Origin of the sequence: Rhizobium leguminosarum bv. viciae (assembly GCF_012276115.1) — a bacterium.
GTDB lineage: Bacteria > Pseudomonadota > Alphaproteobacteria > Rhizobiales > Rhizobiaceae > Rhizobium > Rhizobium leguminosarum_T.
The window spans coordinates 220,172-244,830 of the sequence record NZ_WIEU01000007.1 but is presented as its reverse complement, the minus strand read 5'-3'; the positions used below and the strand labels follow the sequence as shown (position 1 = coordinate 244,830).

At 61.2% G+C, this 24,659-nt stretch carries 25 protein-coding genes and 1 pseudogene; 16 read left to right on the top strand and 10 right to left on the bottom strand.

Translation table 11 applies throughout. The annotated features are described in order from the left end of the window. Nucleotides 1–14: 14 nt before the first annotated feature. Complete coding sequence (locus GFM02_RS15790) at nt 15–344, bottom strand: hypothetical protein (protein WP_168322109.1); 330 nt, start codon at nt 342–344, stop codon at nt 15–17. A 154-nt stretch (nt 345–498) separates the two neighbouring features. Here GFM02_RS15790 and GFM02_RS15785 point away from each other — a divergent pair, with 154 nt between their 5' ends. After that, complete coding sequence (locus GFM02_RS15785; protein ID WP_168322108.1) at nt 499–1,002, top strand: cytochrome b; 504 nt, start codon at nt 499–501, stop codon at nt 1,000–1,002. Here GFM02_RS15785 and GFM02_RS15780 read toward each other — a convergent pair. After that, nucleotides 985–1,425, bottom strand: a complete 441-nt coding sequence (locus GFM02_RS15780; protein ID WP_168322107.1) for a YqaA family protein — start codon at nt 1,423–1,425, stop codon at nt 985–987. The genes GFM02_RS15785 and GFM02_RS15780 overlap by 18 nt on opposite strands. 150 nt (nt 1,426–1,575) lie before the next feature. On the opposite strand from GFM02_RS15780, the gene GFM02_RS15775 reads away from it, so the two are divergent. The 9 genes from GFM02_RS15775 to GFM02_RS15735 all read left to right on the top strand — a co-directional run bounded on the left by GFM02_RS15775 (nt 1,576) and on the right by GFM02_RS15735 (nt 9,198). Next, nucleotides 1,576–1,989: a hypothetical protein gene (locus tag GFM02_RS15775; RefSeq protein ID WP_205930324.1), complete on the top strand. Its 414-nt coding sequence runs from the start codon at nt 1,576–1,578 to the stop codon at nt 1,987–1,989. 94 nt (nt 1,990–2,083) lie between these two features. Continuing rightward, nucleotides 2,084–2,311, top strand: coding sequence for a hypothetical protein (locus GFM02_RS15770; protein WP_168263045.1), 228 nt, complete (start codon nt 2,084–2,086; stop codon nt 2,309–2,311). After that, the gene (locus GFM02_RS15765; RefSeq protein WP_168322106.1) at nt 2,308–3,774 is read left to right on the top strand and encodes a TolC family protein; all 1,467 of its coding nucleotides are present in this window, start codon (nt 2,308–2,310) and stop codon (nt 3,772–3,774) included. Before GFM02_RS15770 ends, GFM02_RS15765 begins: the two co-directional genes overlap by 4 nt. A 15-nt stretch (nt 3,775–3,789) precedes the next feature. Further along, nucleotides 3,790–5,136: a multicopper oxidase family protein gene (locus tag GFM02_RS15760; RefSeq protein ID WP_168322105.1), complete on the top strand. Its 1,347-nt coding sequence runs from the start codon at nt 3,790–3,792 to the stop codon at nt 5,134–5,136. Between the two features lie 31 nt (nt 5,137–5,167). Next, nucleotides 5,168–5,647: a cupredoxin domain-containing protein gene (locus tag GFM02_RS15755; protein ID WP_020049948.1), complete on the top strand. Its 480-nt coding sequence runs from the start codon at nt 5,168–5,170 to the stop codon at nt 5,645–5,647. A gap of 22 nt (nt 5,648–5,669) precedes the next feature. After that, entirely contained in the window at nt 5,670–5,957 is a 288-nt protein-coding gene (locus GFM02_RS15750) for a copper-binding protein (RefSeq protein ID WP_168322104.1), read from the top strand. 134 nt (nt 5,958–6,091) lie between these two features. Beyond that, nucleotides 6,092–7,447: an adenylate/guanylate cyclase domain-containing protein gene (locus GFM02_RS15745; RefSeq protein WP_168322103.1), complete on the top strand. Its 1,356-nt coding sequence runs from the start codon at nt 6,092–6,094 to the stop codon at nt 7,445–7,447. Between the two features lie 619 nt (nt 7,448–8,066). Continuing rightward, nucleotides 8,067–8,402 (top strand): hypothetical protein, encoded by a 336-nt coding sequence (locus tag GFM02_RS15740; protein WP_020049945.1) that lies wholly within the window; start codon nt 8,067–8,069, stop codon nt 8,400–8,402. Nucleotides 8,403–8,664: 262 nt separating this feature from the next. Next, the gene (locus GFM02_RS15735) at nt 8,665–9,198 is read left to right on the top strand and encodes a YidB family protein (RefSeq protein WP_131666959.1); all 534 of its coding nucleotides are present in this window, start codon (nt 8,665–8,667) and stop codon (nt 9,196–9,198) included. 47 nt (nt 9,199–9,245) lie between these two features. Here GFM02_RS15735 and GFM02_RS15730 read toward each other — a convergent pair whose 3' ends face one another. Continuing rightward, complete coding sequence (locus GFM02_RS15730) at nt 9,246–10,754, bottom strand: winged helix-turn-helix domain-containing tetratricopeptide repeat protein (protein ID WP_168322102.1); 1,509 nt, start codon at nt 10,752–10,754, stop codon at nt 9,246–9,248. A 124-nt stretch (nt 10,755–10,878) separates the two neighbouring features. On the opposite strand from GFM02_RS15730, the gene GFM02_RS15725 reads away from it, so the two are divergent. The 3 genes from GFM02_RS15725 (at nt 10,879) to GFM02_RS15715 (ending at nt 13,438) form a co-directional block, all read left to right on the top strand. Then, nucleotides 10,879–12,099, top strand: coding sequence for an MFS transporter (locus GFM02_RS15725; protein WP_168322101.1), 1,221 nt, complete (start codon nt 10,879–10,881; stop codon nt 12,097–12,099). Between the two features lie 116 nt (nt 12,100–12,215). Further along, nucleotides 12,216–12,707 (top strand): MarR family winged helix-turn-helix transcriptional regulator, encoded by a 492-nt coding sequence (locus GFM02_RS15720; RefSeq protein WP_168322100.1) that lies wholly within the window; start codon nt 12,216–12,218, stop codon nt 12,705–12,707. Continuing rightward, nucleotides 12,704–13,438: a GNAT family N-acetyltransferase gene (locus GFM02_RS15715; protein WP_168322099.1), complete on the top strand. Its 735-nt coding sequence runs from the start codon at nt 12,704–12,706 to the stop codon at nt 13,436–13,438. The genes GFM02_RS15720 and GFM02_RS15715 overlap by 4 nt, the downstream gene beginning before the upstream one ends. On the opposite strand, the gene GFM02_RS15710 is transcribed toward GFM02_RS15715, so the two are convergent. Further along, nucleotides 13,381–16,299, bottom strand: a complete 2,919-nt coding sequence (locus GFM02_RS15710) for a M16 family metallopeptidase (RefSeq protein WP_168322098.1) — start codon at nt 16,297–16,299, stop codon at nt 13,381–13,383. The two genes, GFM02_RS15715 and GFM02_RS15710, sit on opposite strands and share 58 nt — an antisense overlap. 191 nt (nt 16,300–16,490) lie before the next feature. Here GFM02_RS15710 and GFM02_RS15705 point away from each other — a divergent pair, with 191 nt between their 5' ends. Beyond that, complete coding sequence (locus tag GFM02_RS15705; RefSeq protein WP_168322097.1) at nt 16,491–17,471, top strand: substrate-binding domain-containing protein; 981 nt, start codon at nt 16,491–16,493, stop codon at nt 17,469–17,471. A gap of 723 nt (nt 17,472–18,194) precedes the next feature. Here the strand turns inward: GFM02_RS15705 and GFM02_RS15700 are convergent. The 6 genes from GFM02_RS15700 to GFM02_RS15675 form a co-directional block, all read right to left on the bottom strand. After that, a complete protein-coding gene (locus GFM02_RS15700; RefSeq protein WP_168322096.1) occupies nt 18,195–19,460 on the bottom strand; it encodes an ABC transporter substrate-binding protein in 1,266 nt (421 codons plus the stop codon). Between the two features lie 26 nt (nt 19,461–19,486). Next, a complete protein-coding gene (locus GFM02_RS15695; RefSeq protein ID WP_168322095.1) occupies nt 19,487–20,323 on the bottom strand; it encodes a carbohydrate ABC transporter permease in 837 nt (278 codons plus the stop codon). After that, complete coding sequence (locus GFM02_RS15690; protein WP_168322094.1) at nt 20,320–21,243, bottom strand: carbohydrate ABC transporter permease; 924 nt, start codon at nt 21,241–21,243, stop codon at nt 20,320–20,322. Before GFM02_RS15690 ends, GFM02_RS15695 begins: the two co-directional genes overlap by 4 nt. Then, nucleotides 21,236–22,435 carry an ABC transporter ATP-binding protein gene (locus GFM02_RS15685; protein WP_168322093.1) on the bottom strand — a complete coding sequence of 400 codons (1,200 nt, stop codon included), beginning with the start codon at nt 22,433–22,435 and terminating at the stop codon, nt 21,236–21,238. Before GFM02_RS15685 ends, GFM02_RS15690 begins: the two co-directional genes overlap by 8 nt. Next, nucleotides 22,432–23,262, bottom strand: a complete 831-nt coding sequence (locus GFM02_RS15680) for a metallophosphoesterase family protein (RefSeq protein ID WP_168322092.1) — start codon at nt 23,260–23,262, stop codon at nt 22,432–22,434. Before GFM02_RS15680 ends, GFM02_RS15685 begins: the two co-directional genes overlap by 4 nt. Before the next feature lie 201 nt (nt 23,263–23,463). Further along, nucleotides 23,464–23,859: a hypothetical protein gene (locus GFM02_RS15675; RefSeq protein ID WP_131642669.1), complete on the bottom strand. Its 396-nt coding sequence runs from the start codon at nt 23,857–23,859 to the stop codon at nt 23,464–23,466. Between the two features lie 146 nt (nt 23,860–24,005). On the opposite strand from GFM02_RS15675, the pseudogene GFM02_RS15670 reads away from it, so the two are divergent. Further along, nucleotides 24,006–24,307: pseudogene (locus tag GFM02_RS15670) on the top strand (hypothetical protein). Nucleotides 24,308–24,463: 156 nt separating this feature from the next. Next, on the top strand, nt 24,464–24,652 hold the full coding sequence (locus GFM02_RS15665; protein WP_168322091.1) for a hypothetical protein: 189 nt from the start codon (nt 24,464–24,466) through the stop codon (nt 24,650–24,652). The last annotated feature ends 7 nt before the right edge of the window (nt 24,653–24,659 follow it).

Below are 24,659 nucleotides of genomic sequence, written 5' to 3'. Positions count from 1 at the left end.
TTGTTTGGTCCGTCTCAGCCCGCCTGAAATCGGGGCGGCGGATCGATCGCACGGATCAGCAGGAGCGACCTGTCGACGGACTGCGTCCGTTCATGCCTCCCCGGTTCGAAGTGCCGAGCCGCGACCTTGGCAAGTTCCGGAAGGATCGGACAGCAGTGCATCGCCGAACAGCACCCGGCCTGCATGCCGTAGGCATGCCCCATATGGTGATCACGCTCCCCCACGACGGCACAGTGCTGGCCTGGAACGGTGCTCGGCGCCGTGGCCATGCCGAAAGGATTCGCCGCCACCAGGAGAGCGACGACCAAAAGCTGAGCGTACCGGAAGATGCTTCCAAGTCTCATTCGGCTGGGTTTCCTTCCGGCGCCGAACTGTGCGGCAGCCGCAATGTTCCACAGTACCAGTGATGATCTGTGGCGGCCTTGCGTTTTGGCAACGGCCGATGAGAAAGCATTAACCGTCGCCGGCTAGTCTGCGCCTCTCGCTCGGAAGAATTCGATGAAACCTGGCTATTCGCTGGCCCAGATAGGACTTCACTGGCTGATCGCCCTCCTGGTGCCGGTCCAGTATCTGACGGGCGGCAGCATCGAGAGAACCCACCACGCCGTCCACATGGGCATGACTCCGGCGTACTGGGACGTCGTCCAGCACCATCTTCACAACTACGCGGGAATGGCGATTGGCCTGCTGATGGGCCTGCGGCTGGTTCTTCGTCTTCTTCAGCCCCCCGAAACCAGCGCACCCAGCTCATGGAGTGGGCGAGCAGCCGCGGCTCTTCACCACGCCTTCTACGCCGCGATTATTGGGCAGGCCTGCATGGGCGTCGTCGCGAGCTACTTCTGGTTCGGGATTGCGCCGTACCACGTCATCGGATCGAGGATCATCCTGGCGATGGTGGCGCTGCATCTCGCGGCGGCGATTTGGCACACGGTCGTAGCCCGTGACGAGACAGTCGACCGGATGGTGCTCCCGCGCCGGAAGCGGTCAGCCGACGATCTGTAAGGTAATCAGCGTCAACACGACATAGCGGCCGGTCTTGGCGACGAACACCAGGATCGTGAAAGGGAGAAGCGGCTCCCTGAGTACACCGGCGACAACGGTCAGGGCGTCGCCAAACAGCGGCATCCAGGACAGAAGCAACGTCCATTTTCCGTATTTCCGATACCAGCGGGACGAACGTTCGAGCGCCTTCTCGCCGACCGGAAACCAACGCCGGTCACGAAACTTTTCGATTCCGCGTCCGAGGAACCAGTTGACGATGCTTCCAAGCGTGTTTCCGACGCTGGCGACGGCCAGCAGAACCGGAACGGAGAGCTTTCCGCTAAGAAGAAGGCCAACCAGCACCGGCTCCGACTGCATCGGCAGCACTGTTGCCGCGCCGAGAGCCGCGGCGAAAAGGCCGAGATAAGACGCGAGATCGATCATCGTCGGAAAAGAACTGCTCCTGTTGACCTTGCCACTATTGGAAGCCCAGCTTGTGCACGACGTGATGTTAGCGCCACATAAAGGACTCGAACGTCGGCGAGATATAGCTCCTAGTTGAAATCGATCTGCTTTGCATGTAGTTCGAGGAGAATGGGCAAGATGTACCGAATCGCAATGAGCAGGCTGCTCGTGATGATGCGGCTGGTGATCATCGTATCACTGGCTGGGTACTCGTTGTCGAACGCCAGCGCCGCCATGCATGGCTCCTCCTTCCCCGAGGCGGCAGCGGTCCTGTCCGAGTCCGATGCAATGCAGCATCACGATGGCCATGACATGACGAAGATGGCTGTCCATGACCATTCGCAGGGCGACGTCAGTGATGACGCAGATGGCGTATCGAAGCCTGTCAAGCAAGAATGCTGCAAGGATTTCTGCGGCGGACTCGGCATCATGTGTGAAGGCCAGGATGTCGACGGACCCGTCGTAACCTCGATCCGGCAGTTCATCGACGACCGGACCACCCTTGGCGAGCTGCCGCCCCTCCACCGTCCCCCGAATATCTGAATAGAGACCTACCCGTTTGATCGGGTCTAGTCGGACGCTTGCCTGCTTCCGGGCGAGCGCGCCGTAAGGCTATCTCCTATTCGGAAATTTCATAATGAAACCCTCGCTTTTCGTGGTGGGGCTGCCGCTTATCGTCGGCGGCTGCGCATCCACACTTCCTCCCGACGTGGTGGTGTTTCCCACCGCGGTCGACCAGCCGTCCGCACCTCCGGCGGCATACAGGTCGCCGATCGCAGGCTACGTCGCCCGGCAGCCGGTCGATCCCAAGCCCTGGCGCAGACAGAACGATCTGCAGTCTCCCATGAACGGAGACGACTCATGATCGGCACCAAAAAACTGATCTTGGCGCTGGCATTTCCGTTCGCTTTAAGCGGCTGTGTCACAGGCGCCGAGTATTCTCGGAAGGAGGCGGGCTTCACTTCCGTTGCCAACAAGACCGCCACCGTCACGGCGAAAGAGACCGTCTGGATCCAGAACCAGAACCAGGCTCGATCGGCGGCCGCTCAAGTCAAAAGCCTGCTTCCTCGAACGAAGCCTCTCGACGTCGAGACGGCCGTCCAGATCGCGCTGCTCAACAACAAGGGACTGCAGGCCGCCTATGCCGACCTTGGCGACAGCGCGGCCGACGCCTGGCAAACGACAATGTTCCTGAATCCGACTGTAGCCGTTGGCTTGACGGGCATCGGGACGCCCGGGCTGGAAGCCTTCAAGACAGTCGAAGGGGCCGTCGTCACCAACATCCTGGCGCTTGCCACGAAGAAGCGTGACATCGAAATCGCTGACACGCGGTTCCGGCAAGCACAGTTGAACGCTGCTGTGCGTACGCTTCAGCTTGCCGCTGATACCCGTCGCGCCTGGATTAACGCCGTTGCGGCCTGGGAGAATGTGGGCCAGTTGCAACGCGCCCAAGCGACGGCCGATGCGGCCTCCGAGCTGGCACAGAAGCTGGGCGAGACCGGAGCAATGGCCAAAGGCGCTCAGGCTCGCGAGCATGTGTTCGTGGCTGAACTGGCCGGAGAGACCGCAAAGGCACGTCTGGCGGCCCGGCTCACAAAGGAAGAGCTGACACGCCTTTTGGGGCTTTGGGGTTCAGACCTCGACTATCAAGTCCCGAACAGTCTGCCGTCTCTGCCAAAGGTTGTCGTGAAGCGCGACACAATCGAGGCGGAGGCGCTTCGCAACCGCATCGATCTGCAAGTCGCCAAACTTGAGTTGGAGGCAACCGCTCGCTCCTATGGGCTGACCGAGGCAACTCGACATGTGACCGATCTGGAAATCCTAACCGGGCTTGAAACGGAGCGCGAAATCGAGGACGGCGACAAGAAGGTCGACACCACAGGATTTGCCGAGCTGGAATTCGCTATTCCAATCTTCGACACCGGCAAGGCTCGCATGAGGAAAGCCGAGTTGGCTTACATGCGGGCAGCGAACCAGCTCGCCGAGAAGGCAGTCAATGTCCGGTCGGAGTCGCGATCTGCCTACCAGGCTTACCGCTCGAACTATGACATCGCGCGGCACTACCGCAACAGCGTCGTGCCGCTGCGCACCAAGGTCGAAGAGGAATCCCTGCTGACCTACAACGGCATGATCACCAATACATTCGAACTGCTCACCGACACGCGCGACAAAATCAACTCCATCCTGCTCTCCGTCAACGCGAAGCGCGACTTCTGGCTGGCCGAAGCCAACCTCGCGCCAGCGATCTACGGCGGCGGCGCTTCGGCTGCGTCAGCAGAGACCGAAGTTGCCTCTGCTTCTGAGAGCAGCGCTGGCGGCGGTCATTGAGAAAGGAACATCGCTATGTTCAATAGAAGACAGATCATTGGAGCCAGCGCCGCTCTGCTTTCGACGGCCGCCTGGACGAAGACGTCGGCAATGGGCTTGCCGGACGCACCGACAATGGAATCGGCGGATATGCAGCCGCCGCTCCAACCAACATCGGGACCAGATTACCAGCCAGTGGTTACGCTGAATGGCTGGACCCTGCCCCATCGGATGAACAACGGCGTCAAGGAGTTCCACCTCGTCGCCGAGCCCGTCGAACGCGAGATGGCCGACGGCATGACCGCCTATCTGTGGGGCTACAACGGCCAATCTCCGGGGCCAACCATCGAGGCCGTCGAAGGAGATCGCGTCCGCATCTTCGTCACCAACAAGCTGCCGGAGCACACGACGATCCACTGGCACGGCATGATCCTGCCGTCGGGCATGGACGGCGTCGGCGGCCTGACGCAGCCGCATATTCCAGTCGGCAAGACCTATGTGTACGAGTTCGACCTCGTGAAATCCGGCACCTTCATGTACCACCCGCATTCCGACGAGATGGTGCAGATGGCCATGGGCATGATGGGTTTCTTCGTGATCCATCCGAAAGATCCCAAGTTCATGCGCGTAGACCGGGACTTCGTCTTCCTGCTCAACGCCTACGACATCGACCCCGGCTCCTACGTGCCGCGGATCATGGAAATGACCGACTTCAACATGTGGTGCTGGAACAGCCGCGTGTTCCCGGACATCAGCCCTCTCGTCGTGTCGAAGAACGACAGGGTGCGCGTCCGCGTCGGCAACCTGACGATGACCAACCATCCGATCCACATGCATGGCTACGATTTCGAGGTGACCTGTACCGACGGTGGCTGGGTGCGGCCGGAAGCGCGGTGGCCGGAGGTGAGCATCGACATCCCCGTCGGCGCGATGCGTGCCTACGAGTTCGACGCCAAGTATCTCGGCGACTGGGCGATCCATTGCCACAAGTCCCACCACACGATGAACGCCATGGGTCACGACATTCCAACCTTCATCGGTGCGGACAAATCGAAGGTCGCCGAAAAGATCAGGAAGCTGCAGCCGGAATACATGCCCATGGGCACCAAGGGCATGGCCGACATGGGCGAAATGGAAATGCCCATCCCCGAGAACACCGTTCCGATGATGACCGGCTGGGGGCCGCATGGTCCGATCGAAATGGGCGGCATGTTCTCAGTCGTGAAAGTCCGCGAGGGGATCTCGGCGGACGATTACTCAGATCCTGGCTGGTACGAAAACCCGCCCGGAACGCAGGCCTTCGAGTGGACCGGAGAACTTCCGGACGCGACCAAGGCCAAAGACGCAAAAACGCAAATCACGCCGAAGCCGACAAACGGCTGAGGTCCGATCTCAACATCGAAAGGATCTACGCATGAAGAACTATGTACTGGCACTGGCGCTCGTCGCCCTCGCAACCCCAGCGCTCGCTTCCGGCAATCATGCCGGTGGCCACGGTGAGAAGATGGCTGTCGGAGAACCCGGCGACAAAGCCAAGGCGACACAGACCATCCGCGTCACGATGAAGGAAACCGACGACGGAAAGATGCTCTTCACCCCCGCGGTCTTCAACGTTCGCAAGGGGCAGACCGTCAAGATCGCGATCAAGAATGCCGGAACGATCGACCACGAATTCGTGCTCGATCAGGAAGACAAGATTCTGGAGCACAAGAAGGTCATGGAGAAGTTCCCGGAAATGGAACATGCCGACGCCAATTCCATCCGCCTTCCGGCGGGTCAATCCGGCGAGATCGTCTGGAAATTCACCACCGACGGCGAGTTCAAGTTCGCCTGCCTGATCCCCGGTCACTATGAAGCCGGCATGCACGGCGACGTCACGGTCGCCGGGAAATAATCCGCAAAGAGGAGCTACGAACATGAAAACTGCCATGATCAAAATCGGCGTGGCCGCCCTGATCTCTGCCAGCGCGGCCTTCGGTGCGTTCGCTCAGGAATTCACCAAGGGTGTCGTCAACAAGATCGACGCCAAGGCGAACAAGGTGACCATCAAGCATGAGGACCTGAAGAACCTCGACATGCCTGCGATGACGATGGTTTTCCGGGTCGAAGACCCGGCTCTGCTTGAAAGGCTGAAGGAAGGTTCGAATATTGAGTTTGTCGCAGAGCGCGTCAACGGCAAGCTCACCGTCACAGAGGTCAAGTAAGCCAACTCCACGTCGCTGATGTCACTTGGTACGCGGCCGTCGCTGACGGCCGCGTACCACCATCCGCCAACTGTGACAACGAATGCGTCCATTATCGCGAGGCGCAATCGAATACCTTCCGGTAACGACCCGCCATGAAATCTGCAATCGGCGTTCATTGGGACTACGCGCGAGAAATTCGCTCAATCTTGCTGCGCTTTGTCGCCTTCGCCATTCTTCTTGCCAACCTCTTGCTGGGCGGCAACGCAGGTGCCGAAAGAATGCTTTTAATCGTCGTCGTCAGTTATCTCGTCATCAGCATCACTTCTGTCGTGACAGCACGATTCCTTCTTGATCGCTCCTGGCTGAAAATCCTCTTTGTCGTACTCGATGCCCTGTTGGTTGTCTCAATTTTATATGGGCATATCCTTGGCGGACCGGTGACCGAAAACCACAATTTGACGACCACCAGCTTGGTGGTGGCATTTATCCTGCTCAATCATGTGGGTCTCAAGCTGGATCGTCGCCTCGTCCTCATCTTCTCTGGCATCGTCCTTGTTTCCTGGGTGGCCATGCTGGCGGCCACGGCCGCCAGACATCATACGGCTGACACGGTGTCGTTGGTCGGATCGTTCTTCAATCAGGACCTGGGTCTGACGGTCAGCTTCGGCTTCACCGCCTTTGCGATCTATCTTCTTGCGAAGGACCACGACCGGACTCGCAAGGAGGCGTTGCGAGCGGATGAGCGACGTCTCAATCTTTCACGCTTCTTCTCGCCGCTCGTGGTCGCGGACCTTGAGGAAGGCAGCTCGGCACTCGATCTCGAACGTCGCAACGCGGCGATAATGTTCGTTGACTTGCGGGATTTCACGAGCTTTGCCGAAACTGCGCCAGCACGCGAGCTGGCTTGGGTGCTGCGGGAATACCGGCAGCTTGTTTCCGGCATCATTTTTGAACACGGCGGGACCGTCGATAAGTTTATCGGCGACGGCGTAATGGCAGTCTTCGGCCAACCCTCCCCCACAGTAGACGATGCAGACCGCGCCTTGGCATGTGCTCTAGACCTCGTCGATGCGCTCACGGATTGGAAGAACTACAATGTACAGAACGGCTGCCCTGCCCTGAACGCAGGTATTGGCTTGCACTACGGCACGGTCGTCGGCGGCGTCCTAGACAGCGGATGTCATAGCGAGTTCACGGTGATCGGTGATGCGGTTAACGTCGCCCAACGCTTGGAATCGTTGGCCAAATCATTCGATGCGCCACTCGTCGTATCGTCAGCGCTGATGGCCCAGCTGCGTAAACCAGTTCCGACCGCCCTTTGGATACCTGAGAGTTCGGTGGGTCTGCCGGGACGTCGGCATCCAATAGACGTGTGGTATTTGCACCGCGAAGCGGGGTTTACTCCCGCCGAGGAAAACACCGGTTACGAGACGGGCGGCGCGCAGACCGCCCTCCATAGATCGTCCTTCCAGTCATCGCCTCCCGCGCCCGATGTGTGCACGGGGTAGTCAATACCTCGGACGGACACCTTGGCTGGATCGCCACATTTAACGAATGCTCGGTGCTTTCCCGGATCGCTGTAACCAGCACCCGCAGCATTGTCCTGCGAAAGCGAGATCAGGACATCGAAATCGTATCCAGCTCGCTCTGCGGTGTGGTTGCTTAAAACGCCAAGGCTAACAACGGTGTCATCGTCGAAATGAGCCGTATGAAAAATCAATGGTTCCGCTGCCTTCGCATTCGAAACTAATGACAGCCCGGCAACAAATACAGTAAGAAACCAACGCATTCACCCCTCCCGTGGTTCATGCGAATGCGAGATCATATCACTTCAACGGCCGGGCTGCTATCCATTCTACTGTATGAGCAGCCATGGCAGTATAGCTACGCAATTGCGCTCGACCTGGTCGCATTTGGCTAGGCGAAGCACACCATCCAGTTCGATCACTATTTGGAAAGTAACCGGTGTCTGGTCGCCATATGTTCGGCGGTCCCGCCCCGCGGGAAGCGATGTGGGCGGCGTCGAACATGGTTGTTTGAAGCGTCCGCGGCGGCGCCTCCTGGTTTGAGGAACAAAACTCTCTTGTCGATGTTGTCATTGCGATGGCATGGCCATGGGAGGTACTCATGCGAAAATCTCTTCAATTCATACTCATCGGCTCGGCGGCTTTAACCGGGTTGACGATCGCGCCGACGATCGCGGCCGCACAGGACTTGGAGCTGCGGGTCGGCCCCGGTGGCCTCGGCATATACGACCGTGATCGAGACCGGTATGACCGATACGACCGGCGCGGACCACGCGGCTGCGATCCGGATGATGCTCTCGACATCGCACGCAGCGAAGGACTTCGCAGGGCGCAGATCGTCCGCATGTCCCCCCGCAGCATCGTTGTCCAAGGGATGACGCGCCGCGGACCGGAACGAATAGTCTTCGCAAACCGGCGCGGCTGCCCGGAGATCTGACCGCGGCGTAAGCTGGCCGACGCCCGAGCCCGCGATCGCGGACGAAGGCGGTCGTGGGCTTATTTCGACCCGGTGCGGAACCTTTTTGCACTTTGGGCATTGCTGCTACATGGCCCGGAGTTCGCCGTAGCTTCGCGTCCATCCGACGGCATAATCAGAATCGACTCAATTGGAAATATATCGGAAATTCAAATCATTACAGCGTCTTTTGCATGTCTTGAATGACACGCGGCGCTGTAGACGCACCATGGGAGGATTTATGATGATGAGCGGTCCAATGAAGGCGCTTCTCGCCGTTCTTGCCGTTGCCGGTTACCAGAACAGAGACAAGATTGGGGAACTCCTGCGCGGCATCCAGAACCCACAGCAGGCCGGCGCGGGAAATCAGCAGCCAGGCGGGCTTGGGGGCCTTCTTGGTGGATTGGCCGGTTCGGGCGGACTCGGCGGCCTTCTCGGCGGCCTGTCGTCCGGCGGCATCGTCAGCGGCGGGCTCGGCGATCTGCTGAAGACATTTCAGCAGAATGGTTACGGCGACAAAGCGGAGTCATGGGTACGCCCCGGCCCGAATGCCGACATCGACGACGGCCAGCTCGCGGAAGCACTCGGCCCGGACGTTCTGAACGAGATCGCGGCGAATACCGGCCTGTCGCATGAAGAGATTCTTGGGCGGCTGAAGCGCGATCTTCCGAAAGCTGTCGACGACCTGACTCCAGAGGGAAAAGTACCCACCGCCGAAGAGAGCTTTTTGTCTTCTGCAAGTCAAGCGACCACCATCGGACGGCCCGGCACCCTCTAATTTCGGGCCGTCTTTGCGTCGCACCGGCGCATCACTCGGCCAGCGCATCACTCGGGGAGACCGGCCTTGCGGTAGCCGTCGATGAAATGCGCAAGCGTCCGAGCGTCGCGGAACGGCTCGGCCGCCGCCCAGTGGCGGGTCGAAAAATGCGGGTTGGCGACGAGGAACAATTCGGCCTCGGCATACGCCTCATCGAGCCGGCCGAGTTGGGCAAGGCTTGCCGCCAGGAAACGGCGTGAGCTCGTGCGATAGGTCTCGTCCCGGCGCAGTGTCTCGACGGCGGCTTCGTATTGGCCGGCGGCATATTGCGCCTGGCCGAGCGTCAGATAGTACCAGCTTGCCGGGAACGGGTTCAGCCGAAAGGCCTTGGCGATATGCTCAAGCCCCTCCCCGACCCGCCCGGCGAGAACCGTGATGTCGGACAGGGCCGCAAAGGTGTCGGCCTCATTCGGGTCGAGCTCGATCGCCTTGGCGAATTCCGCATCGGCCTCAGCGAAACTGCGCTCATAGGCAAGCAGGTAGGCGAGGATCCAACGGCAGCCGGCATCGTTGGGATCGATCGCCACCGCCTTGCGCGCCAGTTGCAGAGCAGTCTTACGCGTTGGCTCCGTCGGTCCGCCGGAATGCACCTCACCCATCCAGTGGTTTATGGCAAGCCAGCGATAGGGCTCGGCATAATCAGGGTCGAGCGAAATCGCGCGCGTCAGCATCAGATGTGCTTCCCGCGCCGTCTGCGGCGAGTCGTCCATCAGCTTGCGCGCCCGCACGCAGAGATCGTAGGCTTCGAGATTTTTGGGCCGGTTGCGCGGCGGCGGTGCGCGCAGCCGGCCAAGCAGCGCTTCCACTATCTTGGCCGTCACCTCGTCCTGAACGGCAAAGATATCGTCCAGGCTGTGATCGAAGCGTTCCGCCCATAGATGATCGCCAGTTGCCGCATCGACCAGTTGGGCGTTGATGCGCACCTGTCCCGCTGCTCGTCTTGCGCTACCCTGCAGCAGGTAGCGCACGCCGAGCTCCTCGGCGATCTCGCGCACGTCCCTCGCCTTGCCTTTGTAGGCGAAAGCCGAGTTGCGGGCGATGACGAACAGGCCCGGCATCCTGGAGAGGTCGGTGATCAGGTCTTCGGTCAGCCCGTCCGCGAAAGACTCCTGCTCGGGATCGTTGCTGATATTGACGAAGGGAAGCACCGCTATCGACGGTTTGTCGGGCAGCGGCAAAGGTTTTCGCTTGACGCCGCCGAGCTGATTGATGGTGCCGATAAAGCGATAGCCGACACGCGGCACCGTGGAAATCCATTCACCGCCGTCGGCGGGCGGACCAAGCAGCTTGCGCAGCTGGGCGATCTGGACAGTGAGGTTGCCTTCCTCGACTGATATGCCCGGCCACGCCGCGTCCATCAGCTCGGCTTTGCCGAGAATTTCGCCGGGTCGTTCAACGAGTGCAGCGAGCAGCTTGACCCCGCGGTGGCCAATGGCAACGGGATCATCGTTCCGAAGGAGCGTTCCAGCCCCCGGATCAAGCACGAACGGACCAAAGGCAAAGCGCGATCCCTGCATAGGGCGCATCTATAATCGGTTTGGACGTTTTTGAGAACTTTTTGGGAAAGCTCAAGTACGACGCTCACCATGTCCTGCAGAATTCGTCCTCTTTCAGGTGAAAGGCCCCGGCCCTTCAAACCCTATGGAGGTTGCTGTGAACGATATTTCCTGCGTGGAGCCGTCGGACGTGTCGGATCGGCACTTGCGCGGCACGACATCGCTGCAAGCGGATCGGATCCTATGGGCCGCGATGGCGGGTATCATCGCGACCGTCACGGTATTTGCCGTGGCGCAGGGGCTGACCTATCCTCTGCTCAGCTTCATCCTGGAGCGGCAAGGGACGACGTCAGGCCTGATCGGATTGTCGGCGGCTATGACGCCGCTCGGTTTCATTCTATCGGCGCCCTTCATTCCGGCGCTTTCGCGGCGCGTGGGTGGGGCGCGGCTGGCGATCCTGTGTTCGATCCTGGCCGCGCTCACCCTAATGACGATTGCCTGGGCGCAGGACGTCTGGGCCTGGATGCCGCTGCGCTTCCTGCTCGGCGTCTTCGCCAATCCGCTTTACGTGATCAGCGAAACCTGGCTGATCTCGCTCACGCCGGCGGCGCGCCGGGGCCGGATTATGGGCCTTTATTCATCGATCGTTTCGGCTGGCTTCGCCATCGGCCCGCTGTCGCTCTGGCTCACCGGCACTGAGGGTTGGCCGCCCTTCGTGATCGGCACTACGGCCTTCCTCCTCTGCGGCCTGATCGTGCTTGCGGTCGTCCCACACCTGCCCGACATACCTGGTGAAGGCGAGGCAACAACGGTGAGCCGCTTCTTCGCGCTGGCACCACTGCTGTTGTTTGCCGTTTTTACCGCTGCCGCCTTCGAGCAGATTCTGCTTTCCCTCTTCGCGGTCTACGGTGCAGCACTCGGTAGCGCCGAGGAGCGCATCGCTTCGCTCATCACCTGTTTCATCGCCGGCAATGCCGTGCTGCAGATTTTGCTCGGGCGCTTGGCCGAACGGTTCGGCTCGACGCGGATGATGCTCTTCTGCGTCCTGGCTTGCCTCGCCAGCTGCCTGCTGCTGCCGTCGGCCTTCAATTCGTGGCTTATCTGGCCGCTCGTTTTCGTCTGGGGCGGGGTCTCGTTTGGGATCTACACCCTGTCGCTGATCCAGCTCGGCGAGCGTTTCACCGGCCAGGCCCTGATCGCCGGAAATGCGACCTTCGCCTTGGTATGGGGTATCGGCGGCATCGTCGGATCGCCCGCGACAGGACTGGCGATGCAACTGATCGGACATCAAGGTCTGCCATTCTCCCTTGGCCTGCTCAGCTGTGTGCTGGCGGCGCTGCTGATGGCCAGGAGATGGCGGGGCTGATCGAGGCGCTTGCTCATGCCGCCCTGCCCCGGCTTGACCTGCCGGCCCTTTGCTCAGAAGAATTGCCATTTTATGTATAACATGTTATATAACTTCCTATACAAATGGAGATCGGTATGGTCGAGGATGTGGTCCGAACGCTCGGGTTTCTTTGCATGGGCAGCCGGCTGCGGCGCATCGGAGAAAGGCTGCAGGCCGATACGCAGCAGGTCATCGACGAGGCCGGTCTCAGCATTCAGGCGGGCCAATATCCATTCCTTGCAGCGATTGATCGGTCTGGGCCGCTGACGATCGGCGAGCTCGCGCAGGCGGTGGGCATCACCCAGCCCGGCGCAACCCGCACCATCGGCCAGCTTCTCGAACTCGGTTACGTCGACATGCAGCCGGCCCCGGATGATCAGCGTCGCAGATTGGTCTCGCTGACCGACAAGGGACAGGACCTCGTCGATCATTCGAAAAAGGTGATCTGGCCGCGCATCGCCGCCGCCGTTGCGAATCTTTGCGGCGATCTCGACGGACCGATCCTCGAACAGCTCGCGGCCATCGAGGACGGGCTTGCCGCGATGCCGCTTGCGAGCCGCAACGCCGCCAAGGAGGAAAACCCATGACCCATGTCCTCGACCGGCCGATCTGGAGCGCGCTGGAGACTGCGCATGCCGATCTTGCCGAAGGCGGCAAGTTCGCGCGGCGATACCCTCCCTCCATCGTTCCTTTCGCGGCGTCCGCCGATGAAACGCCGGAGAGCCTCGACGCCCTGGAGAACCTGCTTTCGCAGGAGGAGAGCATGATTCTCGTCGAATCCGGGCCGATCGCCATTCCACCGGGTCTTGCCGTCGCAACGGAGGCATCGGTGGTCCAGATGATTGCCGAGCGGCCGCACGAGCGAATTTCGGATTCCCGCATCCAGCCGCTGACCGAGGCCGATGCCGCCGACATGCTTGATTTGGCGACGCTGACCAAACCCGGGCCGTTCACGTTGCGAGCCCAAAGCCTCGGCAGCTTCTGGGGGATCAAGAGCGAAGGCCGCCTCGTGGCGATGGCCGGGCAACGGATGCGGCAGACAGGTTTCATCGAGCTCAGCGGGCTTTGCACCCATCCCGATTTCCAGGGACGCGGCCTCGGCACCCTGCTCTTCCGCTTCGTTGCCGGCGAAATCGCGGCGAGCGGCGACACAGCCTATCTGCACGCCTATGCGGCGAACACGTCGGCCATTTCGCTCTACAAGACACATGGCTTTGCGCTTCGCGCGGTGATGAACATGCGCGTCGTCAAACGCCGTTCCTATCGCACCGCCGGCGGCAGCACTTCGAATTTCCAGAATTTTTCCGGGCTGAAATAGGCCGTGGCAAAAGCGCGGATATCTGCGGCGGCAACCTTGTCGTAGCCGCTGAGATTGTCGCGTATCCGGTCTAAGCCACGCGAATCCGTCTGAGCGCCGCGCAGATATTCAATCCAATATTCGTTACTCTGCTGCTGATGCTTCAGTGTCTCGATAATGGGTTCACGGGCGCGCGTGAGTTCGTCCGGGGAGACATCACGCGACCGCAGATCCTTGGCGATGCCGTCGACGAGTGCGTAGAAGCGGGCGACCTTTGCCGGGTCTGTCTCGACGTAGAAATATGCGTAGCCGTAGCCGGGGACTTCACTTGACAGGTCAGCATCGCCCTCCAGAACATAGCTTGCTCCTTCTGCGACGCGAAACTGATCGACCAACCTGTTTTGGAAAATCTGGGTGGCGAGATTGGCGGTGAAGGACCGCGGCAGGTCGGAAAGCAAATCGCCAATCGGAGCCCCTACCGCGGCGGCGGCGTTATCCGCCCTGCCCTTATGGGCCTCCACAACGGGCTTCTCGTTCGTCGCCGGAAAACGCACGTCGTTGCGATCGTCGCTCGACGTCGTCTCCGGGCGCGGCGGCAAGGCGCCAAAGGTTTCAGCTGTCAGCCGGATCGCGTCGTCCACCGTCACGTCACCGACGATGGTGATATCGATCGGGCCGTTGGAGATCATAGGTTGGAACAGCGCCTCGAAATCCTCTGGATGAGCGGCCGACAACTGCGCGCGATCGGGGAAGGTCCAACGCGGGTCGCCCGAATGCACGAGACTTGGGAAATCGCGGCTGACAATGCCGCCGGGCGTCGCCTCATACTGATCGATACCGCTCAAATAGGCTTGCTGCACACGCTTGAAAGCCTCGGGGCGATAGGCGGGATCGGAGGTGTATGCGGTCATGAGCTGCAGTTGCGTCGCAAGATCTTCAGTCCTTGTACGACCGTCGAACCTGAAGGAGCTATCGCCGACCGAGAAATCGATGCCGACGATGTTGGCCGTCAGCGCTTTCTGGATATCCTGGTAATCCATGGCCTTGACGCCGGACAGCACGACGGCCGCAGATGCCCAGATCGGGGCGGAACGGTCGTGCGGCAGATCCAGCCGACCACCGCCGATATCTTCACGCACCAGCACTTCGTTGGCGCGCAGCTTGGTTGGCTTGACGGTAAGCCGCACGCCGTTGGAAAAGCGCACCATGGTCAAGCCGAGATCGTCGACGGCGCGGCGTTCGACCACAGCGCCCGGCGCGCCGAAATGGGCGTAGGGCCAGGCGACGTCAGCTGCACTGGATAGTGCCGAGACGGCAACGGCATTTGACGCATCGTAGACTTGCCGAACCGCGCCGGCTCCGTCCTCAGGTGATTGGGCCGTCTGTAGCACGACCTGCGGACCGTTGCCGGAGAAGGCACGCTGCAGCGCCTGATTGACCTCGGCCGCCGTGACGCCGTTCGTCATCGTCTCGAACAGCGAGAGCTCTTCGGCAGGCGAGGTGAAGACTTGATCGTCATCGACGCTGCTCACCAGCATGGAAGCGACGTCGGTGGTCGTGCGCGTCGCGGCTCCGGCCGCAGCAGCCTGCAGGGCCGAGCGATAGTCGAGTATTTCGCGATCGATCTCCGCCTGCGTAGCGCCGAACTCCTGGATACGACGCTGTTCCTGGTCAATGGCCGTGAGCGCCGCCTGCCATTTGTCCGGCTCGGAGTTTGCCGCGATCAGCACGACATGAGCGGAATCGACGATATCCTGAGAGCCGACGCCCGCACTGATGAATGGGGCATCCGCCTTGCCGGCGATGGTGCTCACCCGGCGATTGAGCACAATGAGACCGATATTTTCAATAAGCTCAGCGCGGCGCTTGGCGAAGGTGTCAGGCGCCGCGTCAAAGAGACGCGTCCAGGCGACCTGTACGCTCGTCATGCCGCCGGGAACAACGATGAGGTCGGCGCTTTTGCCTTTCGTCACCAGCGTGCCGAGATCCGGTTTTGCCGGCGCCGGATCGACGGCCTTCCAATCGCCGAAGCGCTGCCGGATTTCTGTTTCCACGGCGGCGGGGTCGATATCACCCACCACCATCAGCGTTGCCCGATCGGGTCGGTAATTGGCCCGGTAATAATCACGGACAAGGGTCACAGGCGCATTGCTGATGATGTCGGCTTTACCGATCGGCGCCCGCATGGTCACGCGTTTGCCGGCGAGCAACGAATTCATGATTTCGAGCGCTGCGCGATACTGCGGTGTGTCGCGCAGCCGCTCCTCCGACAAGATGACGCCGCGTTCGCGATCGAAGGCGTCGGCGTCGAGGCTCAACTCGCTCGCCGTTTCTCGCATCAGCATCAGGCCCGTCGAAACCGTGTCTGCATCGACCTCGGGCAGATCGAGTGCATAGACAGTCTCGTCATAAGAGGTATGGGCGTTGGTGTCCGGCCCGAAGGCCAAACCCTTGCGCTGCAAGATACGGATCATCTCCCCTTCGGCAACATGTGTGGAACCCTTGAAGGCCATGTGCTCGAGAACATGCGCCAGACCCTGCTGGTCGTCGTTTTCGTCGAGCGAACCGGAGCCAATACGAAAACGGATCGCCGCCTGTCCCAGCGGCGTGAGATTGCGCATGATCGCAAATCGCATGCCGTTGGCGAGCATGCCGAAACGCACATGGGGATCGGCTTGGATGTCGCTTTGCGTTTGTGGCCAGGGCACGGACGGGCTGTCCGCATAGGCTGGCGACGTGAAGTTTGCGACGAGGGAGACCGTCGCGAGAAACCACCACACCGTGGAGCATTCCATTTTTTTGTGAGACATTCTTGTCCAGGTGATGAGAATGAAGTGGGTAGATGGCGCCAACCTGACTATTCCACAGGTTGCATTCCCCATCAACTTCCATGTTTGTAATGAATAAGAAGTAGATAACTCTGCATAGACAGGATGATTTTAGGCCGGGTCGGCCTGAAATCCGAATCCTGTTCTCAATTAAAGAGTTAGAGCACGATGTCGTCCGAAAACCGCTCACACTTTTCGGCATCATGCTTTGGGTGTCAGACCAATGTCACCAGGAGGTCTTTTCGATGGCAACATTGGAGCAGGTCGCGTTCCGGGCAGGATGCTCGCTGGCGACCGCAAGCAGGGTTCTCAACCGCAACGGACCGGCCAGCGACCTGATGGTGCGCAAGGTGCGCCGTGCGGCCGCCGAACTCGGCTATCGCCCGGCCGGCTCGTCCGCCGGCAGGCTCGGACGCAGGCCTGTGGTCGGCGTGCTGATCCCGAGCATTACCAATCCGGTCTTTGCCTCGTCGCTGTCGAGCATCCAGAACCGCATGCTGGTGGCCGGCCATGGCGTCTTAATCGCCCAGTCGAATTACGATCCGGCACGCGAGGCCGATGCCGTCGCAGCACTCTTGAACGACCGGCCGACCGGGCTGATTCTCACCGTCTGTGACCCCTCGACCAGCCAGGCGCTGCTTGCGAAGCTCCCGCCGACGGTACTGCTCAACAACCTGCCGACAGCGCAGTTTCCGGCGGCCGTCACTGCCGACAATCGCGGCGCCGGCCGCGAGATCACGACCTTCCTGATCGGCATGGGCCATCGCCGCATTCTGTTTCTCTCCGGCAATTTCGCCGCCTCCGACCGCGCCCACCTTCGCTACCGCGGTTATCTCGAGGCCATGGCAGAGAACGGTCTGACACCGCTCGACGCCGTGCAGATTCCTTTCGTCAGCGGCTATGACCAGCTCGATCTTGGCGTCGTGATGACTTCGCTTGCACCGACGGCGATCATCGCCTCCAACGATCTCCTGGCGCTCGGCGTCATCGGCGCGCTGAAGCGCGAAGGGCTTTCCGTGCCGGGGGATGTTTCGGTCGCCGGCTTCGACGGCATTGCCATCGGCCGGCTGATCGATCCACCGCTGACGACCATCGAAATGCCGGATGCCAGCATGGGGGCGACGGCCGCCTCGCTGCTGCTCGACATGGCGGAGAATGCCGCCCCTGCCCGCCATCTTAATGTCGCCTATACGCTTCGCCGCGGTGGCACCGTGCGCGCCATCTGACGCTTGCGATCGGGTAGGAGGGAGCCTTGCGGCGTCCCTCCTCCCACACCACCGTGCGTACGGTTCCGTACACGGCGGTTCATGTCGCGCTCGGTTTCATGGTCCCCAATGCCCGCCGCCCTACAAGCGCCCAGCCCTATCTCGCGGGTTCCGCCCGCTACCTCCGGCTTAGGCCCTCTTGCGAGGCATCTGCTCAAGGCGGTCAGAAAAGCGGTCCGGCCTCCGTCGACATGTTCGGCCCTTCACCGCTTGGTCCGGCTACTACGGCGTCTGCTGACTTCTGCCGCCCCATCCCGACACCTTTCGACGCCGGTAGCAACACCTGAAAACCAGGGGCAGGTCGGCAGACCTCCCAGGGTAAGACGCGTGACCTTCGTGCCAAATACCTGTCGCATCTACGGCCGCACCCTCCGGGTGATATCGGGCTTCGGGTGTGTTTGCCCCCTCGCCCGGATGCAGTCGCCTCATATGCGCTTCCTGTTCGTCAGGCCGGCACTTTGCCTCCAGCTTCCTTCAGACCCCGCCTCGCGACGACGCCCTTGCTGTTCGGCTAGCGGTTCCCATCACCAGGGCCCGCAGAGGACTCTCACCTCCAAGTCATCGGCCGGATACCACCCCGGCCAAACGGTGTTCTCACACCACGCGCCATGCCTGGCGCACAAACAACAAGGCCGCCACGCGCTCGGCGTGGCGGCCCTGCCCTGTTCCCGATTGGGAAACCGATCAGCTGCGCGGCAGCATGCCCTCGACATCGGCGGCTGCGTCATCGAGCGCTTCCTTCGGCTCGGCCGACTGGTCGACGATGCGCGAGAGATTGTCGACGATGGTCTGCGTGACCTTGACGCCATTCGAGCCTGGGAAGGCATACCAGGGGATCATCACCGGCATCTGGCTGAGGCCTGCCTGGAACAGCGGGTTCTGCTTGTAGAAATCGCCGAGATAATCGGCCGACTTCGCAGCGAGCTCGTTGTTCGGGACATAACCGGTGCCGGGCACGACGACGGAAGCGCCATAAGGGCCGGCGGCGAATTTGGCGAACTTCCAGGCGGCATCCTGCTTGGCGGCGTCATGCGTCAGGATGACGACGGCGTTGCCGCCAGTCGGCAGGCGGCCGTTCACCGGATCGATCAACGGGATCTTGGCGGTGCGCAGATCGAACTTGTTGCCGACATTCTTGATCGTGTTGCGCAGCGCGCCTGTGGTCTGAAACTCAAAACCGACCTTGCCGGCTGCGAAAGCCTGTTCGCCGGCGGCCTTGGTGAACACAGGCATACCGCCTTCGGTGACCAGGCGATGCAAGACCTCAACGGCCTTCTGGCCTTCCGGGCCGTTGAAGGCAACCTTGCTTTCGTCGTCGCTCAGCATCTTGCCGCCGGCGCCGAAGAGCAGTGCCGAAAACATCCAGTCGTCGCCCTGCCAGCGGTAATCGATGCCGTCGACGCCATTGCCAAGTGCCTTGATCTTGCCGCCGAGCGCGATGACCTCATCCCAGGTCTTCGGCGGATTTTCAGGATCGCCGCCAGCCGCCTTCACGAGATCGGCGTTGTAGTACATGATCGGGTTGGAGGTCGCGAAAGCCAGGCCGACCTGCTTGCCTTTGACCTGGGCGAGCTTGAGGATCGTGTCGGAGAAGCCCTGCTCGGCCATGTTGCCGTCCTTCTGGACGAGCGGACCGAGGTCGATGGCGACGTCACGTTCGTCGAGCATGCGCAGGCGGTTGAGGCCGATGAAGGTGATATCGGGCATTTCGCTGGTGCCGACCTGGCGAAGGATCGTCTGGATGCCTTCTTCATAGGTGGCCGACGGGCTGGCGAACTGGATCTTGATATCGGGATTTTCTTCCATGAACTTCTTCGAGATCGTGTCCATCACGTCCTTGAAGAAGCCCGGCATCGGGTAGTGAACCGTCAGCGTCGTCTCGGCATGCGCGGGAAGCGCGATTGCCATTGATACGGCCGCTGCGGCGAGAAGCTGGGTGATATGTTTCATCGCTCGTTCTCCTGGGTTGAAACCGGTCAGCCTTTGAGACCGGTCATGGTGATGCCCTCGACGAAGCGCTTCTGCGCAAGCAGGAAGGCGATGACGAGGGGAAGGGTAATGGTGAGGGTCGCCGCCATCAGCGCGCCGTAGTCGTCGCCGGCCTCGGCGGCGCGGAAATACATCAGGCCAAGCGGCGGTGTGGCATAGTCCTGCTTGCTGATCACGATCAGCGGCCAGTAGAGATCGTTCCAATGGGCGACGACCGAAAAGATGGCGAAGGCCGTGACCGCCGGCCAGGCATTCGGCACGATGACGCGGGCGACGATTCCGAGTTCCGACATACCGTCGAGACGCGCGGCATGGATGAGATCATCAGGCATGGCGCGGAAGAACTGCAGGAACATGAAAATTGCGAAGACCGAAATGGTGAAGGGCGCGACCAGGGCGGCATAGCTGTTGAGCAGCGCGGCGCGGTCGAAGGCGACATAGAGCGGCAGCGCGGTCGCATGGATCGGCACTAGCAGGCCGAGCATGACAAGCACCATCATGGCGCGGGCGGCGCCGAAGCGCAGCTTTGCCATGGCGTAGGCGCAAGGGATCGCCACCAGCACCTGGAAAAAGAAGATCAGCCCGCAGACGACGACGCCGTTCCACAACAGCTGCGCCATCGGTACCCGGCTCAAGGCCTTGGCGAAATTTTCGGCATAGGTGAAGTGCGCCGGGATCAGCGACAGCGACGAGGTGAAGATGTCGCTTTGGGCCTTGCCGGCCGTCGAGATCATGAAGACATAGGGCGACAGGAAGATGATTGCGCCGAGCGAAAGCAGCGCCAGGCGGATGATCCTGCCGAGGGAAGAAGCGTTCGTCATCATGTGTAATGCACCCGGCGATCGAGAACGCGGTACTGCAGGAACATCAGCACCACCAGGATCAGCAGAAAGACCACCGTCATCGCCGAGGCATAACCGACGCGCAGATAGACGAAGCCTTCCTGGTAGATCGTGAAGAGCAGCACCTCCGACGCCTTGTTCGGGCCGCCCTCGGTCAGCGTCTTCACCGTCTCGAAGACCTTGACTGAATTGGTGATGCTGATGGTGATGACGAAGAGCGTCGTCGGCCCGAGCATCGGCCAGGTCACCAGCAGGAAACGGTCGAGGGAGGATCTGGCGCCGTCCACCTCGGCGGCCGCGTAAAGCTCGCGCGGGATCGCCGTCAGTCCGGCCAGGAACAGCACCATATTGAAGCCGGCCGATTGCCAGACGCCGATGATCGAGAGGCTGTAAAGCACCGTGCCGGAGCTGCCGAGCCAGTTCGGGCCGGGAATCCCGACGAGGGCGAGCAGTGCGTTGAGCGGGCCGATTGTGGGGTGGAACATATATTGCCAGACGGTCGCCATGGCGACGATCAGCGAGGCGACCGGGAGGAAATAGGCAGTGCGGAAGAAGCTGCGCGCCTTCGTCTCGCTCTCGATCAACATCGCGATGCCGAGACCGAGAAGGATCGAGATGGGTGCTACGATCGCGGTATAGACCGTCGTATTCCAAAGCGACTTGCGAAACGTGCGGTCGGTGACCAGATGCGCGTAATTCTCGAAGCCGACGAAACGGAACTTGCCGTAGCCGAGTTCGAAATCGGTGAAGCCGAGCACGATGACTGATGCAACCGGCAACAGCACGAAAAGGAACAGCAGGACCATCGCCGGCATCACCAGCATCCAGGCGATGCGGGCCTCGCTGCGCCGATGCGCAACGGCGGCATCCTGCGGCAGGTCCATGGAGACGATACTAGCCATGCGCCCTCTCCCGCTGGGCGTCGCCTATCTCGGCATCGGCAGCGCCGAGCCCGGCATCACCCGTTGCAACGCCGCCGGCCAGCCGGCTGCCGTCTTCGGCAAAGATCAGCGTGCGACCGGGCGAAAGCCGCAGCCCGACCGGATCGCCGGCCACAAGGCCGGAGGCTTCGGCCGGTTGAACCTTGGCGATGATAGTCTCGCCGATCGCCTCGAGTCGGCAATGGAGGATGACTTCGGAGCCCAGGAATTCGACGCGTTCGATCCGGGCGGCAAGGCCGTCATGCCGGCTCTTGGAGACAAAGACGAATTCCGGGCGAATGGCGAGCGTGACCGGCATCTTGCCGCCGGGCGCATTCTCAAGCGCCAGGCGCAGGCCGCCGCAGAGAATGACGCCGCCTTCGGCAAAGGCCGGCAGCAGATTGATGCGCGGCTGGCCGATGAAGCGGGCGACCTCGATATGGGCGGGATCGTCGTAGATGACCTCGGGGCTGGCGATCTGCAGCAACTTTCCGCCCATCATCACGGCGACACGGTCGGCCATGGAAAGCGCTTCCGCCTGGTCGTGAGTGACATAGAGCGTCGGCACGCCGGCGCGGCGATGCAGGTCGACGATCTCGCCTCGGGCGTGAACGCGCAGATTGGCATCGAGATTGGAGAGCGGTTCGTCCATCAGGAAGATGCTCGGCTGGCGCACCATGGCGCGGGCCAGCGCCACGCGCTGACGTTGGCCGCCCGACATCTGGCCGGGCTTGCGGTCAACCAGGTGGTCGATCTTCAGCGACGTCGCCATATCCCTGACGTCGCGGGCGATCGCCGCGCGGGTGGCGCGCTGGCCCGGCATCAACGACCCGATGAAGGGCAGCCGCTGCATCCTCGACAGCCGGCGCATCGCCAAAGGCACGGCGATATTCTCAGAGGCCGTCAGATGCGGATAAAGCGCGTAGGACTGAAAGACCATGGCGATGTTGCGGTCGGCGGCTACGACGCCGGACATATCCTTGCCGCCGATCAGGATCTCGCCGCGATCGGCATGGTCGAGGCCTGCAAGGACGCGCAGCAGCGTGCTCTTGCCGCAGCCGGAAGGGCCGACCAGCGCGATGAATTCACCGGCGGCGACATCCAGGCTGACGCCATCAAGGATCTGGTTGCCGCCGAACGCCTTGGTGATGCCGCGAAGCGAGAGCGCGCTCATTCGACGGGTTCCCGCTGCTTGACCGCCTGCGGATAGACCTCGTGCACGACATCGTCGAGCACATGCGCGGTCATGCCGGGAACGGCGACGATCGTGCTTTCGACACCAATATCGAACTCGTGGACGACAGCGCCGATCAGGCGCTCGCCCGGCATCTCGCGCTCCATCTTGTCGATGATGAAGGCGGCCGACGGACCCCATGTCAGCTGGGTATTGCCGAAGCGACCCTGCCAGGCCCAATGGAGATGGCCGCTTGCAAACAGCGCCACGTCATGAGCAGCGATCAGATCATAGAGCCGCCGGCGCTGAGCCGGGCGAACGCTCCAATATCCGGTATCGCCTTCGTCGGGTGCATCGACGAATAGCGGCTTGTGCGCGAACAGCGCCACGCGCCGCCCCGCCCTATTGGACAGCGCCTGGTGGAGCCATTCGAACTGCGCCTCTTCCTCGTCATCCTCATGACCGAGAAGCAATGAGTTCAATCCTATGAAGCGCCAGCCGGCCGCATCTTCCAGCCAGCGGTCGTCGCCGGCAAGGCTGCGCCAGCGGGACAGCCGCTCGGCAGTGACAGGCTGATCCGATCCCTTGAGGTGGCCGACATCGTGATTGCCGGGGACGATCAGCATCGGGATCGACACCTGACGCATCAGGTCCATTGAAAAGGTGATGTCGTCGCCCTTGTCGGCACCGTCGACAGTGAGATCGCCAGTATGGACGATCAGGTCCGCGCCGGTCGCTTCGATCCAGGTCAAAAGCGGCGCCCAATTGCCGTTGAAATGCGGCTTGCCGGGGCTGAAATGGGTGTCGGTGATCTGAATGATTTTCATGGGGGCGCGTCTCCGAGACGTCGGCAGCGCCTCACGGGCGCTCCCTTCTCGTGCCCTCTCTAGAAGGCTCCCATGTCAATCACACAGCTGGAGTTTTCACCAGCTTCTCAGTTTTGACATCAATCTGTCATGTAAGAAGAAGGCTGCCCGCGGGAACCGGGGCAGCCTTCGCCTGCATTTGGAATTGAGATCGCAGTGAAATCAGTGCCGTCGTGCGTTGGCGGGAATGGATGATACCGTTGCCGAGACAGGGTCGCTGGCAGGAAAGCTGTCCTCGAGGCCTTCATCGAGTTCCTCTTCCAGCGTTTGCCTGTCGCCGGCCGAACGCGCACTCGGCTGGCCGATCAGGCCCTTGCTGCCTTCGTCGAAATTGCCGTTGCTCAAGGCATCGTAACGGTTGATGCTGCCGTCTGCTTCCGCGCCGGCAAAGGCGGTCACCTGAACCATCATAACCTTGGCGTGGTCGACCGCCGTCGTGTCGTCGAGCTCGCCATGGGAGTTGTCGATTTTGACGGAAATCGATTCTCCTCCCTCGCCCAGGAATTCGACGGTGAAGATGTCGCCGGCCTGCGTCACCCGAGTATCGATCAGTTGCATGGAAACCTCCTGTGTTCATGCTCCTCAACGGCCATCCAGGTCCGGAGTTCCATTTCAATGCAAGCGGCCGGCCCTCGCGACGATTGACCGGCTCGGGAACAAATAATGCGGATGCGAGTTCGTTCGAGGTTCAACAGGTCGCGTCCATGTCGAAGTCACTACTGTCGCCCTCGGAAAAACGCTCGTTCTGCGATATTCAGCAGATCGGAAACGCGCATTGATATCGAGCTATTCGGAGGCGTTGCGCAAACTCGCCAGATCGGCCGAAGCGATCGGACGGGCCGACATGCTGCCAGCGCTGATTGAGGTGGCGGACGGATTGGAGAGCATGGCAGCCACGATTGCCGAGACAGAGGCCGGCGCCGAAGTGCTGGCGCGCACGGCGCGGCTGGTCCGCGCGACCGAGGGAATGCTGGCGTCGATGTCCTCGTCGTCAAACGTCCATTGAACGTTCCTGAGAACGATCGCGGCTGTCCCGCTAGGCCGATGGCGATCTCCTTTGCCGAAGACCGGCATTTATGGTTAATTTATTAATAATTGCGGGATTATGAATGGAACCAGACAACCTTTCCAACTGTTGATGCTGCGCCGTGGAGGAACCCCGATGATCCTGAAAATCCTTGCACCCAAGATCGACGCCGATTGCCATGATACCGGCACCTATCCCGATGGGATCTTTGCCGAAAACCGGATCGATCTTTCCGCTCGCCGCGACGGCCGTCGTCGCTCGCCGCATGAGCGCGACTACGGCAATGACAGAAAAGTGGAAAATCTGCCGCTCGGGTTTGTGTGACCGTTCC